General features: G+C 70.8%; 14 protein-coding genes and 1 pseudogene. 9 read left to right on the top strand and 6 right to left on the bottom strand.

What is annotated here, in order from left to right:
• The first annotated feature begins 16 nt into the window (after positions 1 to 16).
• Positions 17 to 1,561, top strand: a complete 1,545-nt coding sequence (locus JOM49_RS27920; RefSeq protein WP_209671667.1) for an MFS transporter — start codon at positions 17 to 19, stop codon at positions 1,559 to 1,561.
• Between the two features lie 29 nt (positions 1,562 to 1,590).
• Here JOM49_RS27920 and JOM49_RS27915 read toward each other — a convergent pair.
• A pseudogene (locus JOM49_RS27915) lies at positions 1,591 to 1,817 on the bottom strand (ClpP family protease).
• A gap of 163 nt (positions 1,818 to 1,980) precedes the next feature.
• Here JOM49_RS27915 and JOM49_RS27910 point away from each other — a divergent pair.
• The 5 genes from JOM49_RS27910 to JOM49_RS27890 all read left to right on the top strand — a co-directional run bounded on the left by JOM49_RS27910 (position 1,981) and on the right by JOM49_RS27890 (position 5,041).
• Entirely contained in the window at positions 1,981 to 2,484 is a 504-nt protein-coding gene (locus tag JOM49_RS27910) for a nucleoside 2-deoxyribosyltransferase domain-containing protein (protein ID WP_209667173.1), read from the top strand.
• 40 nt (positions 2,485 to 2,524) lie between these two features.
• A complete protein-coding gene (locus tag JOM49_RS27905; RefSeq protein WP_209667172.1) occupies positions 2,525 to 2,821 on the top strand; it encodes a hypothetical protein in 297 nt (98 codons plus the stop codon).
• A 107-nt stretch (positions 2,822 to 2,928) separates the two neighbouring features.
• Positions 2,929 to 3,282 (top strand): YciI family protein, encoded by a 354-nt coding sequence (locus JOM49_RS27900; protein WP_209667171.1) that lies wholly within the window; start codon positions 2,929 to 2,931, stop codon positions 3,280 to 3,282.
• Positions 3,283 to 3,288: 6 nt separating this feature from the next.
• Complete coding sequence (locus tag JOM49_RS27895) at positions 3,289 to 4,482, top strand: RNA polymerase sigma factor (protein WP_209667170.1); 1,194 nt, start codon at positions 3,289 to 3,291, stop codon at positions 4,480 to 4,482.
• Positions 4,483 to 4,597: 115 nt separating this feature from the next.
• Positions 4,598 to 5,041, top strand: coding sequence for a hypothetical protein (locus JOM49_RS27890; protein WP_209667169.1), 444 nt, complete (start codon positions 4,598 to 4,600; stop codon positions 5,039 to 5,041).
• A 70-nt stretch (positions 5,042 to 5,111) separates the two neighbouring features.
• On the opposite strand, the gene JOM49_RS27885 is transcribed toward JOM49_RS27890, so the two are convergent.
• Positions 5,112 to 6,512: a KamA family radical SAM protein gene (locus tag JOM49_RS27885; RefSeq protein WP_209667168.1), complete on the bottom strand. Its 1,401-nt coding sequence runs from the start codon at positions 6,510 to 6,512 to the stop codon at positions 5,112 to 5,114.
• A gap of 132 nt (positions 6,513 to 6,644) precedes the next feature.
• Between JOM49_RS27885 and JOM49_RS27880 the strand changes: the two genes are divergently transcribed.
• The 3 genes from JOM49_RS27880 to JOM49_RS27870 are packed head-to-tail and all read left to right on the top strand — an operon-like array spanning position 6,645 to position 10,611.
• On the top strand, positions 6,645 to 8,243 hold the full coding sequence (locus JOM49_RS27880; protein ID WP_209667167.1) for an amidohydrolase: 1,599 nt from the start codon (positions 6,645 to 6,647) through the stop codon (positions 8,241 to 8,243).
• 4 nt (positions 8,244 to 8,247) lie between these two features.
• Positions 8,248 to 9,834 (top strand): apolipoprotein N-acyltransferase, encoded by a 1,587-nt coding sequence (lnt, locus tag JOM49_RS27875; RefSeq protein ID WP_209667166.1) that lies wholly within the window; start codon positions 8,248 to 8,250, stop codon positions 9,832 to 9,834.
• A 3-nt stretch (positions 9,835 to 9,837) separates the two neighbouring features.
• Positions 9,838 to 10,611 (top strand): polyprenol monophosphomannose synthase, encoded by a 774-nt coding sequence (locus JOM49_RS27870; RefSeq protein ID WP_209667165.1) that lies wholly within the window; start codon positions 9,838 to 9,840, stop codon positions 10,609 to 10,611.
• A gap of 426 nt (positions 10,612 to 11,037) precedes the next feature.
• Here JOM49_RS27870 and JOM49_RS27865 read toward each other — a convergent pair whose 3' ends face one another.
• The 4 genes from JOM49_RS27865 to JOM49_RS27850 all read right to left on the bottom strand — a co-directional run bounded on the left by JOM49_RS27865 (position 11,038) and on the right by JOM49_RS27850 (position 14,589).
• Positions 11,038 to 11,658 carry a carbonic anhydrase gene (locus JOM49_RS27865; RefSeq protein ID WP_209667164.1) on the bottom strand — a complete coding sequence of 207 codons (621 nt, stop codon included), beginning with the start codon at positions 11,656 to 11,658 and terminating at the stop codon, positions 11,038 to 11,040.
• Positions 11,659 to 11,799: 141 nt separating this feature from the next.
• Positions 11,800 to 12,147 (bottom strand): RNA polymerase-binding protein RbpA, encoded by a 348-nt coding sequence (locus JOM49_RS27860; RefSeq protein WP_113691811.1) that lies wholly within the window; start codon positions 12,145 to 12,147, stop codon positions 11,800 to 11,802.
• 225 nt (positions 12,148 to 12,372) lie between these two features.
• On the bottom strand, positions 12,373 to 13,131 hold the full coding sequence (locus tag JOM49_RS27855) for a thymidine kinase (RefSeq protein ID WP_209671665.1): 759 nt from the start codon (positions 13,129 to 13,131) through the stop codon (positions 12,373 to 12,375).
• Between the two features lie 33 nt (positions 13,132 to 13,164).
• The gene (locus JOM49_RS27850) at positions 13,165 to 14,589 is read right to left on the bottom strand and encodes an MFS transporter (protein WP_209667163.1); all 1,425 of its coding nucleotides are present in this window, start codon (positions 14,587 to 14,589) and stop codon (positions 13,165 to 13,167) included.
• Positions 14,590 to 14,605: the final 16 nt, after the last annotated feature.

Raw genomic sequence — 14,605 nt, 5'->3', positions numbered from 1 at the left:
CGAGGAGAGCGGGCGCATGGCCCACCGCCAGGTCCTGGAAGCACTGTCCGGGTTGCTGCTGGCGATGTTCACCGCGTTCCTGAGCTCGACCATCGTGTCGAACGCGCTGCCCACGATCATCCGCGACCTGCACGGCTCGCAGAGCCAGTACACCTGGGTGATCACCGTGACGCTGCTCACCTCCACCGCCAGCACCCCGATCTGGGGCAAGCTGGCCGACCTGGTCAGCAAGAAACTGCTGGTGCAAATAGCGATCGCGGTGTTCGCCGCCGGTTCGGTGCTGGCCGGGCTGGCGCAGTCGATGGAGACGCTGATCGCCTGGCGCGCCGTGCAGGGCCTGGGCCTGGGCGGGCTGCAGTCGCTGGTGGTGATCGTGATCGCGGCGATGATCAGCCCGCGTGAACGCGGCCGCTACACCGGCCCGATCTCGGTGGTGATGTCGGTGGCCACGGTGGCGGGCCCGCTGCTCGGCGGGCTCATCGTGGACACCTCGTGGCTGGGCTGGCGCTGGTGCTTCTTCGTCTGCGTGCCGCTCGCGGTGGTCTCGCTGGCGGTCGTGCAGCGCACGCTGAACCTGCCCGTGGTCAAGCGCCCGATCAAGGTCGACTACCTCGGCGCCGGGCTGATCGCCGGCGGCGTGTCCACCCTGCTGATCTGGGTGACGCTGGCGGGCAACAGCTTCGGCTGGGGCTCGGGCACCTCGCTGCTGCTGGTCGCGCTCGGGGTGGTGCTGCTGGCGCTGGCGGTGCTGGTGGAAAGCCGCGCGAAGGAGCCGATCATCCCGCTGCGCCTGTTCCGCGAGCGCACCACCACGCTGGCGACCGTGGCCAGCATCGCGGTCGGCACGGCGCTGTTCGGCGGCGCGGTGTTCCTCGGCCAGTACTTCCAGATCGCCCGCGGGTACTCACCGACCGCGGCCGGGCTGCTGACCCTGCCGATGATCATCGGCTCGATGCTGTCCTCCACCGCGTCGGGCCTGCTGATCACCAAGTACGGCCGCTGGAAGGGCTTCCTGGTGGCCGGCGCGATCGCCATGACCGGCGGGTTCGGCCTGCTCAGCACCATCGACCACACCACGAACATGGTGCTGCTCGGGGCGTTCCTGTTCGTGCTGGGCACCGGGATGGGCATGACCATGCAGAACCTGGTGCTGGCCGTGCAGAACACCGTCGCGGTCACCGACCTGGGCGCGGCCAGTTCCACCGTGGCCTTCTTCCGGTCGCTGGGCGGCACGGTCGGGGTCTCGGTGCTGGGCGCGGTGCTCGCCTCGCAGGTGTCCCAGCGGACCACCGACGGCCTCGGCGCGGCGGGCATCGCCGTGCCGCCGGGCTCGGGTGAGGTCGGCATCGGCAGCCTGAACGAACTGCCCCCGGTGATCGGGGACATCGTCCGCGCCGCCTACGGGGACGGGACCGCGCTGATCTTCCTGATCGCCGGCGCGCTGTCGCTGATCACCCTGGTGGCGATCGTGGCCATCAAGGAGACCCCGCTGCAGACCAGCACCGGCCTCGAGCGGGCCGCCACCGAGGACGCCACGGCCGAACCGGTCGCCGCGCGCTGACCCCGGGGGGTGAGCCACCCCCCGGTGGCTCACCCCCGTTCCCGCGTGAGCACGTGGTCGACCATTCCGTATTCCTTCGCTTCCGCCGCGGTCAGCCAATGATCGCGTTCGCCGTCGGCGAGCACCTTTTCCACTGGCTGCCCGGTGCGCTCGGCGGTGATTTCGGCTATTTCCCGTTTCCACTTCCCCGACATTTCCGCCTGGCTGCGGCCAGTCCCAGCGCGACGGTCCGCACATCCGGGCCTGCCAACCGCATCGTGTCGTAGATGGCGAACTCGGCCGGGATCGAGCCGCCGGTTGGCCGATTCCCCTTTCCGTCCTTTCCCGTGTTCAACGCAATTTCCCGCCTCGGTTCGCCGTGGGCGTAGCATGCCGATCATGGACGTGGAGTCACGGCAACCGCGGGTGCCGGCCGCCGCATGAAACTCGTCTGGGCACGCGAACCCCTGCCCGCCACGGGCCCGACGCTGTTCCTCGCCGGGCCGACCCCGCGCAGCGACCGGCCGGTCCCGTCCTGGCGGCCCGCCGCGCTCGAGATCATCGACCGCCGGTGGACCGGCCCGCTGACCGTGCTCACCCCGGAATCCCGCGGCGGCGTGCTCGCGGAGGACTACGACGACCAGTTCGCCTGGGAGACCACCGCCCGGGCGATGGCCACGGTCATCCTGTTCTGGATCCCGCGCGACCTGCGTGCACTGCCCGGCTTCACCACGAACGTCGAATTCGGCCACGACGTCGCCGGCGGCCGGGTCGTGCTCGGCTGCCCACCCGACTGCCCCGACCCGCGGCGGAACAAGTACCTGATCCACCTGGCCCGCCACTACGGCGTCCCGGTGTGCGAGACCCTGGAGGACACCGTCGGAACCGCGCTCGAACTGGTGGCCAGGAAGACGAGCGAGCCGGGCGCTTTCACCGAGCCGTGAATGTGGCGTGCCGGGCGCGGGATGCCGCTAACTTCGCAGCGTGCTGAGAAAATTGCTGCTGGTGGTCATCACCGCGCTCGCCCTGCTGACCGGAACCGCCGCCGCGGAAGCGGCCGGGACCCGGGCGGACCTCATCCCACCGAGCCTGGACGGGCAGAACTGCCCCACCGGGCGGTTCCAGCGGACCTCCGGGCCGTTCACCTTCGAATACCGGTTCCTCTACCGGTACACCCCGAACGGCGGCCTGGTCTGGATCGGCCGCTACCACATCCAGGTCACCAGCCCGGACACGCCGTGGCGTGATCTGAACCCGCCGGAACGCGAATTCACCTGCTGAAAACCCGGGACTTCCTGCGGACGGCGAGAACTTCCTCCCGCGGTGGTGTCGAATGGCGTCGAGCCCGTTCGTTGCGAGGGTAGGACCGCCGTTCGAGGGAGTTCGCCATGAAGCAGTACCTGCTCGCCGTCCAGTTCGACGAAAGCGTGCCGGAGACCGAAGAGGAGACCCGGGCGCAGATGGCCCGGACGGGCCGGGTCACCGAGGAGATACGAGCCGCCGGTGCGTGGGTGTTCACCGGCGGCTTGCAACCTTCGCACGCCACCACCGTCGTCCGTCCCGCCAACGGCACGACCACGATGACCGACGGCCCGTTCGCCGAGACGAAGGAGCAGCTCGGCGGGTTCTGGGTGATCCGGTGCGAGGACCTCGACCAGGCACTGGCCTGGGCGGACAAGTGCGCGCTGGCGTGCGGGCGCCCGATCGAGGTGCGCCCGTTCCACGACGGGGCGGAAGACTGAGCCCGCATGGACCTCGACAGCGTCTACCGGGCGGAGTACGGCCGGTGCGTGGCCACGCTGACCCGCCTCCTCGGTGACATCGGGCTCGCGGAGGAAGCCGTCCAGGACGCGTTCGCGGTGGCCGTCGGGAAGTGGGCCGGGGCACCGCCCGCCAACCCCGGCGCGTGGATCGTCACCACCGCCCGCAACCGGGCCATCGACCGCCTGCGCCGGGAATCCACCCGCGAAGCCCGCCACGCGCAGGCCCTGCTGCTGCACCAGCCCGCCGAACCGGAGGAGGCCGGGCCGGTGCGCGACGACCAGCTCCGCATGATCTTCACCTGCTGCCACCCGGCGCTCTCACCGCTCGCGCAGACCGCACTCACCCTGCGGCTGCTCGGCGGGCTGGAGGTGCCGGAGATCGCGCGGGCCTACCTGGTGCCGGAAGCGACGATCTCCCAGCGCATCGTCCGCGCCAAGAAGAAGATCCGCGACGCCGGCATCCCCTACCGGGTGCCCGAAGCCGCGGAACTGCCCGACCGGCTGGGCCCGGTGCTCACCGTGCTCTACCTGGTGTTCAACGAGGGCTACACCGCCACGTCGGGGGAACTGCTGCGCACGGACCTGTGCGCCGAGGCCGTCCGGCTGGCCAGGGCGCTCGCCGAGCTGATGCCCGGCGAGCCGGAGGTGATCGGGCTGCTGGCGCTCCTCCTGCTCACCGAAGCCCGCCGCCCGGCACGCGTGGGACCCGCCGGTGAGCTGGTGGTGCTCGCCGAACAGGACCGGTCGCGGTGGAACCGGGAACTCATCGCCGAGGGCCACGAACTGGTGCGGTGGTGCCTGCGCCGCGACCAGCCGGGCCCGTACCAGCTGCAGGCCGCGATCAACGCCGTGCACACCGACGGGCGGGCGACCGACTGGGCGCAGGTGCTGGCGCTCTACGACCAGCTGCTGCGGCACACCCCGAACCCGATCGTGGTGCTCAACCGCGCGGTCGCCGTCGCCGAGGTGCACGGCCCGGCGCTGGCGCTGGCCACCATCGAGGAACTGGACCTGCCGGGGTACCACCTGCTGCCCGCCACCCGCGCGGACCTGCTCACCCGCCTCGGCCGCACCGCGGCGGCCGTCACCGCCTACGACGAGGCGATCGGCCTGGCCACGAACGACACCGAACGGGCGTTCCTGGAATCGCGGCGGGCGAACCTGGTCCCAGGAAACTGACCGGACTGCCGTGTGAGAAGCGCCTTCACCTGTCGATGAATGGTGGGTGATTAACCGGCGAATGGTTTTACCTTCATTTGACCATCCCTTTCCTGGAGGTCTCATGAGAGCCGGAATGTTACGCAAGATCGGTGCCGCGCTGGGCGCGCTCGCGGCCGCGGCGGCCCTGTCGATGACCGGAGCGACCACCGCGTCGGCGACCGACGTCGGCACGCAGGACTCGCGCGGGTGCGCGTTCACCAGCGGACCGCTCCTCGCGCACGAGCTGTGCATCAACGTGGCCGGGGTGGGCAGCCACGTGGACCGCGCGCAGGGCGTGTTCACCGGACCGCCGATGATCTACTGCGACATCACCTTCAAGCTGTTCGGCGTCGACACCGGCGGCAGGCACTGGGAGAACGAGCAGCGCGCCGGCTGCGGCCCCGCGCCCTACGTCGACTGGTACTTCGGCCCCGGCAACGGCTTCTTCAAGCCCAATTCGCTGCTGTGCGTGGGCGTGTCGACCGGCGCGGGCAGGCCGTACAACGGCGACTACGCCTGCATCACCATCCGCGTCTGAGCAGACCGGACACCTTCGACGGGCGGCTTCCACAGGGGAGCCGCCCGTCGAACGTGTCCGGCGAAGCGGGTCAGGCGTGCTGCTCGGTCCACCAGCGACGGCCCGCTTCGGGCAGGGTGTCGATCGGGTCGTAGTAGGGGTAGCGCCGCCGCAGGGCCTCGGCGTCGGTGAGTTCGATGCCGGTGCGGTAGTTCTTCGTCCAGTACGAGATGCCCTTCTCGCGGTCGTAGTCCGCGAGCTGGTGCACCCAGCGCTTCCCCACATACGGCACGTCGCAGACGATGCGCGGGGTCGCGTAACCGGGCAGGTAGCCCATGATCGCGTGCTGCAGCTCCTGCGCCTCGGCGACCGAGACCCGCCAGTGCTCGGCGTTGGGGATCATGTCGCACATGTAGAAGTAGTACGGCAGGATGTTCGCCTCGCCCTGCAGCGCGAAACACAGGTCGAGCAGCTGCGCGGGAGTGGCGTTGACCCCCCGCATGAGCACACCCTGGTTGCGCACGTCCCGCACACCGACGTCCAGCGCGGTCCGCGCGGCCTCGGCGACCAGCGGGGTCACCGACTGCGCGTGGTTGACGTGGGTGTGGATGGCCAGGTTGACCCCGCGGCGCTGCGCGGTGAGCGCGACCCGCTGCAGGCCTTCGACCACCTTGGGCGCGAGCCAGTGCTGCGGCAGCGCGGCCAGCGCCTTGGTGGCCAGCCGCACGTCGCGCACGGTCTCGATGTCGAGCAGCCGCATCAGGAACGACTCGAGCTGGTGCCACGGCACGTTGGCCACGTCACCGCCGGAGACCACCACGTCCCGCACCCCGGGGGTGCGCTTGAGGTAGTCGATCATCGCGTCCTGCCGGTCGACCGGCTTGAGCGTGAGCTTGTGCTTGTCGATCAGCTCGGTGGAGTTGCCGACGAGGTCCATCCGGGTGCAGTGGCCGCAGTACTGCGGGCAGGTGGACAGCAGCTCGGCGAGCACCTTGGTCGGGTAGCGGTGGGTCAGGCCCTCGACCACCCACATCTCCGCCTCGTGCAGCGAGTCGCGCTCCGAGTGCGGGTGCGAGGGCCACACCGGGTGCCGGTCGCTGCGCACCGGGAGCATGTAGCGCCGGATCGGGTCGGCGTAGAAGGCCTCGGTGAACTTCGCCGGGTCGACCCCGGCGTGCGGCGCCATGGTGTTGAGCATCTGCGGCGGCAGCAGCATCGACATGGTGGCCATCTCGCGCTGGTCGGCGAGCAGGTCCTCGTAGAAGCGGTCTTCGAGCAGCTCGCCCATCAGCAGCCGCAGCTGCTTGACGTTGCGCACGCACTTGACCCGCTGCCACTGCGGATCGCGCCACTCGGCGTCGGTCACGTCCCGCCAGCCGGGGAAGCGCCGCCAGTCGGGCTCGACCAGCTCCTCGCGGGCGTAGGCGTAGGGCTGCTCGACAGCGGCGTCAGCTGCATCGGCGGGGGCCACAGGTTCCTGGGTCGCAGTCACTTGTACTCCTCGTCGTCGGGAACACGTTAAAATATCCTGTCATATGCTCAATCAAACGTAAAATCTCCTGCCGCGCTGTGGGTGGTTCCCTGGGTGTCCGCCTGGTCGGAGCACCGGGCAGACTCTGGTTCCGTGACGGAAAGCAGCACGACGCTCCTGCTCGGCGGACGGATCCACACACCGGGCTCACCCGACGCCACCGCGATGGCGGTCACCGACGGCACCGTGGTCTATGTCGGCCAGGACGGCCCCGGCCGGGCACTGCACCCGGACGCGGAGATCGTCCGGCTCGACGGCGCCTTCGTCGCCCCCGCCTTCGTCGACGCGCACGTGCACAGCACCGCCACCGGCCTGCACCTCGACGGCCTCGACCTGAGCGCGGTGCACGACGCCGGTGAGCTGCTCGCCGCGATCCGGGGTGCCGTCCGGCCCGGTGAGGTCCTCATCGCGCACGGCTGGGACGAGTCGGGCTGGACGAACCCGCGCCTGCCGAGCCGGGCCGAGCTGGACGAAGCCGCCGGGGGCGCCCCGGTCTACCTCAGCCGCGTCGACGTGCACTCCGCGCTGGTCTCCACCGCGCTGATCGAGCTGGTGCCCGCGGCGAAGGAAGCCGACGGCTGGTCCGGCACCGGGCCGCTGACCCGCGCCGCGCACCACCACGCCCGCCAGGCCATGCGCGAGCACCTCACCCCCGAGCAGCGCCGCCGCGCGCAGGAGGCGTTCCTGCGCACCGCCGCGGCCCGCGGCATCGTCAGCGTCCACGAATGCGCGGGCCCGGACATCTCCGGTGAACAGGACCTCGTCGACCTGCTCGCGCTTTCCGCCGAGCCCGGGCTGCCCGAGGTCGTGGGCTACTGGGGTGAACCCGGCGCGGTCGAGGTCGCCCGCCGGGTCGGCGCGCGCGGGCTGGCCGGTGACCTGTTCGTCGACGGCGCGCTGGGCTCGCACACCGCCGCCCTGCACGAGCCCTACGCCGACGACCCCGGCCGCGGCTCGCTCTACCAGGACGCCGCGAGCATCGCCGCGCACCTGGTCGCGGCCACCGAAGCCGGGCTGCAGGCGGGTTTCCACGTCATCGGCGACGCCGCGGCGGCCGAGGTGGTGCGCGGGTTCGCCCTGGCCGAGCAGGAGGTGGGCAGGCGCGCGCTGAGCGGGCGCAGGCACCGCCTCGAACACCTCGAGATGGTCACCGCCGAGCAGGCCGAGGCACTGGCGGGCTGGGGCGTCACCGCGTCGGTCCAGCCGCTGTTCGACGCGAGCTGGGGTGGCGAGCACGGCATGTACGCCCGCCGCCTCGGCGAGCGGGCCGCCGCGCTCAACCCGTTCTCGATGCTCGCCGCCAAGGGCGTGCCGCTGGCGTTCGGCTCGGACTGCCCGGTCACCGCGGTCGACCCGTGGGCGGCGGTCCGCGCGGCCGTGCACCACCGGACTCCGGGCTCCGGGCTCTCGGCTCGCGCCGCCTTCAACGCCCACACCCGCGGCGGGCACCGGGCCGCCGGGGTCAACGACGGCGTCACCGGCACGCTGCAACCCGGCGCGCCCGCGCACTACGCGATCTGGGAGGCGGGCGAACTCGTCGCCCCGGCCGCCGACTCCCGCGTGCAGCGCTGGTCCACCGACCCGCGCTCCGGCGTGCCGTCACTGCCGCCGCTGGACTCCGATGCCGAACTGCCGCGCTGCCTGCGGACCGTCCACGCGGGACGGATCATCCACGACGACTTCACCGCCTAGGGTCATGACCGTGACAGCGACCGCCGCCGAGCCGGTCCCGGGCCGGGCACGCCGCGCGTGGCGGCCCTGGTTGCTGCGCCTGCTGGGCGCGGCCGCCTCCGGGGTGCTGCTCTACCTCAGCTTCGCGCCCCGGCCGCTGTGGTGGCTGGCGCCGCTCGCCTTCGCCGGCTGGGCACTGGTGGCGCACGGCCGCCGGTTCTGGGGCGGGTTCGGCTACGGCTTCGTGTTCGGCCTCGGCTGGTTCGTCCCGCTGTTCACCTGGCTCAACGACTTCCTCGGCGACGACTTCGGCGTGTACCCGTGGCTGGGTGTCTCCGCGGTGCTGGCCGCGTTCATCGGCGTGTGCGGGGGGCTCAACACCTGGGTGGCACGGCTGCCCGGCGCGCCGGTGTGGATGGCGCTGGTGGTCGTCGCGATCGAGCTGCCGCGCTCGGTGTGGCCGATGGGCGGGTTCGCCTGGGGCCGGGTGGCCTTCACCCAGCCCGAAGGCGCCTACCTGCCGCTCGCCTCGATCGGCGGCGCCCCGCTGGTCGGCTTCGCCGTGGTGCTGACCGGGTTCGGGCTCGCCGCGCTGATCCGCGCCCGGAGCCGCGGTGTGGTGGTGACCGCCGCGGTGGCCGCGGTGCTGCCGCTGGTGGCCGGGCTCGCGGTGTGGCCGTCCATCGGCACGGACGCCCAGCAGGGCTCGGTGACCGTCGCGATCGTGCAGGGCAACGCGCCCAACGTCGGGCTGGCGCTGCAGGGCCGCCGCCGCGAGCTGCGGGAGAACCACCTGCTGCAGAGCGAGCGCCTGCTCGCCGACATCCGCGCCGGGCGCGTGCCCAAGCCGGACGTGGTGGTGTGGCCGGAGACCGCCACCGACGTCGTCGAAGGCCGCCGCGACCCCGAACTCGACCGGCTGGCCCGCGAGTTCGGCGTGCCGATGCTCGTCGGCGCGGTCTACCGCACCGCCGCCGGCGAAGCGCAGAACTCGATGATCGTGTGGGACCCGGAGACCGGGCCGGGGGAGCGGTACTCCAAACAGCAGCTGGTGCCCTTCGGCGAGTATGTGCCGGCCCGCGACCTCGCCCGGCTGGTCACCCCGTTCGTCGACGACACCGGCGACATGCTGCCCGGCACGGGCGAACCACCCGCGCTGCACAGCCGCGGCCTGGTCTTCGGCACCACGATCTGCTACGAGGTCGCCTTCGACTATCCGGCGCGCGAAGCCGTGCTCGCCGGCGCCGAAGTGCTGTTCACCCCGACCAACAACGCCTGGTACGGGTTCAGCGAGATGAGCTACCAGCAGCTGGCGATGTCGCGGTTGCGTGCGGTGGAACACGGCCGGGCGGTCGTGGTGCCTGCCACCAGCGGGGTGAGCGCTATCGTCGGACCCGACGGTGGCGTTACGCGCTCGACCAGCCTGTTCACCGCGGCCTCGTTGGTCGAGCGCGTGCCGCTGCGGCGGCAGACTACGCTGTCGGATCAACTCGGAGCGTGGCCGGACACCGGGGTGACCGGGCTGGCGGTGGCAGGGGTACTGGCCGGCGGCATCGTCCGGCTACGGACCCGGCGTGCCGACGCCGGGACAAGCGGAAACACGGAGGACTAGCGGATGGCGCAGGCGCCACGGGGGGCACAGCCGATCGAACCGGTGCTGGTGGTGATCCCGACCTACAACGAACGGGAGAACCTGGCACCGCTCCTGACCCGGTTGCACACGGCCCTGCCCGGGGTACACGCGCTGGTCGTCGACGACGGCAGCCCGGACGGCACCGGTGAGCTGGCCGACGAGCTGGCCGAGAAGGACGAGCGGGTGCGGGTGCTGCACCGCACGGAGAAGGCCGGGCTGGGCGCGGCCTACGTCGCGGGCTTCGGCTGGGGCCTGGAGCGCGACTACAACACCATCGTGGAGATGGACGCCGACGGCTCGCACGCCCCGGAAGACCTCCCACGCGTACTCGAGGCCCTCGGCGACGCCGACCTGGTGCTCGGCTCGCGGTACGTCCCCGGCGGCCACGTGGTGAACTGGCCGTTCCGGCGCCAGCTGCTCTCGAAGCTGGCCAACGTCTACGCCGGGATCTGCCTGGGCGCGGGCATCAAGGACATCACCGCCGGGTTCCGGGCCTATCGCCGCGAGGTGCTGCAGAAGCTCCCGCTGGACGAGATCGCCTCGGCCGGGTACTGCTTCCAGATCGACCTGGCCTGGCGCACCGCCGAGCAGGGCTTCGAGGTGGTCGAGGTACCCATCACCTTCACCGAACGCGAAATCGGCGACTCGAAGATGAGCAGCTCGATCGTGTTCGAGGCGATCCTGCGCGTGGGCATCTGGGGCGCCAAGCACCGCTGGCACCAGCTCCGGACCCTGTTCAGCCGCCGCCGCGCCTGACCCCAGCGTGGGTCTCGGCTGCCTGAACGCGAGGTTCAGCTACCCGAGTGTGGGTTTCGGCTGCAGGAACGTGCGACTCGCCCGCCATCGCCCCATCCCGGGCGAGTCCCACACTCAGGAAGCCGACTCCCACACTCGTGCACCCGAACCCCACACTCGCGGCCCCCTTCGGGACACGAATGTGGCTTTGGGGGCCGATTCCGCCCCCAAAGCCACATTCGTGACACTCGCCGCCCTGGGACCCCGGTATCCGCCCTCACCCCCGACGCGACCGCCGGCCGGGCACCCAACGGGCTCAATCGCCCAGACCCTCCAGCCCGCCCCGGTCCCCAGCCAAAAACACGGCGAAGAGGGCCCTGTCAGGGCATCTTTCCCGCCTTGACAGGGCCCTCTTCGCCGTGGTCACACTAAAAACCGGGGCGGTTCTCAGTCCGTCCGCAGCCCCCGACTGGCGATGACCCGAGCGCTTCCCTCACCAAGCCGATAAGTCAACCCCGCCACCGCGCATGTGCCGTCGGCGACCCGCTTCGCGATCGCGTGCGACCGGTCCACCAGCAGGTCCACCGTGTAGCGAGTGTGCTCCTCGACGGCCGTGTCACCGTCGGCGAGCCCGTCCCGGGCGGCCAGCACGCTCAGCATCACCCGCTCCACCACGTCGCGGGTGAAGCCCGTGGGGCGTGAGCCGGAGACCATCGCCTGCTGCGCGGCGGCGATGGCCCCGCACGAGTCGTGCCCCAGCACCGCGACCAGCGGCGCGCCCAGCACCTCGACGCCGTACTCGATGCTGCCCAGCACCTCCGGGCCGAGGACGTGCCCCGCGGTGCGCACCACGAACAGGTCGCCCAGGCCGCGGTCGAAGATGATCTCCGCGGCCAGCCGCGAATCGGAGCAGCCGAACAGCACCGCGAACGGGTGCTGCGCCGGCGCGATCGCGGCCCGGTAGTCCGCGTCCTGGTGGGGGTGTTCACGCGTCCCGTCGACGAACCGGCGGTTTCCGTCGAGCAGCATGGCCAAGGCTTCGTCAGGGCTGAGGGCGTTCTCGGTCATGCGCGGAATTCTTCCCCAACCGGTGCGCCCGCTCAGGTCAGGACGCGGTGACCTCACCCACACGAGCGCACACGAGCCCGTACGAGCGCAGCGAAAAGCCCCCGTGGCGGGAGGACACGGGGGCTTCCGGTAGTGGGTGACTCAGGCCGAACGGGTCGTCCGCCGTCCCTTCAGCTCCTCGAGCCGCTCGTTGAGCAGGTCCTCCAGTTCCGGGATGGACCGGCGCTCCAGGAGCATGTCCCAGTGCGTGCGCGGTGGCTTGACCTGCTTCTGCTCGGGCTGTCCGCCGTCGACGATCTCGGATTCGCTGCCGTGCAGACGGCACTCCCACACCGAGGGGATCTCGGCGTCGTCGGAGAACGGAACCTCGAACTCGTGCCCCTTCGGACACGAGTAACGCACCGCGCGCCGCGGCGCCAGGTCGTGGTTCCGGTCGGTCTCGTAGCTGACGGCTCCCAGCCGGCTTCCTCGGAGTACACGGTCGGCCATGATGGGGTCCTTTCAGTCGGCTCCGGGTGGAGCCTGGGCGATGCTCACCCTATGCAACGACGGACCGGTCCGCAGGATTCCCGGACTGGCATGTCGTCGCTCACGATGAGGTGGGTCACCCGTCGTCAACGGCTTACTCTCAAGGGAGTCGGCCGGCGCGCCGATGTGACGCGCATTCGGCCTTCTTTCTGGGGATATCCCCCGATTGGGCTAGGTTGATGCCATTCAGGTCAGCCGTAGCTGGCCGTGCTCCCCGGCACGCGGGCCCAGTTCCCCGTGCCGGAAGTGGCGGCGGCACAATACTTGGTAACGCACGGTGATCGCGTCGGGATGATCGTGTGCCGAGGGTGAATTTTCAACTTTCGCCTGATCGGTATCCGCGACGAACACGGTGTCCCCGGCACGCAGCACCTCCCCGTCGGCCACCCTGGCGTTGAACCGGCCCGGGAGCCCGCACCAGCACAACACCTCCACCTGCACCGGCTGCAGCTCGTCGGCCAGTTCGAACAGCCGCCGGGCCCCGGGGAACAGCAGGCTCCGGAAATCCGTGGCGATCCCGAAGCAGTAGACGTCCAGCTGCGCGTCGTCGGCCAGCTCGGCGAGCTGTTCGACCTGTTCCGGCGACAGGAACTGGGCCTCATCGACGATGAGGTAGTCCACGTGCTGTCCCTGTACCCACTGGTCCCGCACCAGTAACCGCAGATCGGTCCGCTCACCCACCTCCACCGCCCGCCGGGTGATCCCGATGCGGCTGGAGATCTGCGGCGCCCCGGAGCGGTCGTGGCGCACCAGCAGCAGCCCGCGCCTGCCCTGCCGCGCGTGGTTGTGGTCGATCTGCAGGGCCAGGGTGGACTTGCCGCAGTCCATCGGGCCGTAGCAGAACTTCAGCTTCCCCGCGGCCGGGGTGTTCCGCCGGAACCCGGCCACCGGTACCGACGAGAGGGCGTCGGTCGGGTCGGGCGCCGGCACGGGCGTTGATGGCACAGTCACAAAATTCGACCCTATCGGTCGGCTCCTTCACACGATCGCGGGCTCGCGGTTTCCCGCCGCCGCGATCGCCCGCCGCACCGGGATCAGCGCCACGAGGACGATCCCGACCACGAAGAACGCGACCAGTGCCAGCACGCCGAGCCGGAACGACCCGGTCGCCTGGCCGACCGCGGCGAACACCAGCGGCCCCAGCCACGAGGTGCCGCGCTCGCCGACCTCGTACAGCGCGTAGTACTGCGCCTCCTTGCCCGCCGGGATCATCTGGCTGAACAACGAGCGCGACAACGCGTTCGTTCCACCCAGCACCAGCCCGATCCCCACCGCGACCAGGTAGAACTGCAGCGCCTGCCCGGCCTGGACGAAGTACGCCCCGCCCAGCACCACGATCCACGCGGCGAGGCTGACGATGATCGTCTTCTTCGCCCCGATCCGCCGCGCCAGCAGCCCGTGCGCCATGCCGCCGAAGTACGCCACGAACTGGATCACCAGGATCGTCACGATCAGCACCTCGGTCGGGTGCTTGAGCTCCTCCTTGCCGTACTGCGCCGAGATCGTCACCACCGTGGAGATGCCGTCGGTGTAGATCAGGTAGCTGCCCAGGAACGCCAGCGTCAGCGGGAACGCCTTGGCCGAGCGGAAGGTGTGCCGCAGCTCGGCGAAGCCCGCGGTGAGCACCGACCGGCCGTCCGGCTCGCGGTGCACCGGCGGGGTCTCCCGCAGCCACAGCACCGGGATCAGCGTGAACGCCGCCCACCACAGGCCGGTGGTGAGGAAGCAGATCCGCACCGCCATCGACTCCTCGACGCCCAGCGCCTCGTGGTTGAGGTAGAACGCCAGTTGCAGGCCCAGTGCCACGCCACCACCGAGGTAGCCGAACGCCCAGCCCTTGGTCGAGACCGCGTCCCGCTCGTCGGGGGTGGCGATGCCGGGCAGGAACGAGTAGTAGATCGCGATCGAGGCGCCGTAGCCGATGTTGGCCAGGATGAAGAACAGGATCCCGATCTGCCAGTTCGTGCCCGCCATGAAGAACAGCAGTGCCGAGGACACCGCGCCGAGGAAGGCGAACCCGGCCAGGAACCGCTTCTTGTACTGGCTGCGGTCGGCGATCGCACCGCTGACCGGCAGCACCACCACCTGGATCACCGTGGCCACCGACAGCAGGTAGCCCCACAGCGAACCCGCCGGGAAGGTCAGCCCCAGCAGGCTGATGTCGCAGTTGACCAGCGTCGACTCGGCGCCGCCCGCGTCCACGCAGGGCGTCGGGCCGTTGCGGGTGAGGTCGGTCCTGGCGTCGGCGGCGGCCACCGAGCTCATGTAGATCGAGCCGAACACCGCCATCACCGTGGTGTAGAAGGCCGAGTTGGCCCAGTCGTAGAAGTACCAGCCGCGCTGCTCGCGGCGCCGGTCGCGGACCGTATCGGCCGGCGTGGTGTCGGGGGAGGTCGTGCTCATGGCTTGCGGGGACTCC

The sequence above is a fragment of the Amycolatopsis magusensis genome, from assembly GCF_017875555.1.
In the GTDB taxonomy this organism is placed as follows: domain Bacteria; phylum Actinomycetota; class Actinomycetes; order Mycobacteriales; family Pseudonocardiaceae; genus Amycolatopsis; species Amycolatopsis magusensis.
The sequence above is the reverse complement of the archived record's forward strand: the minus strand, read 5'-3'. Positions and strand labels throughout refer to the sequence as shown.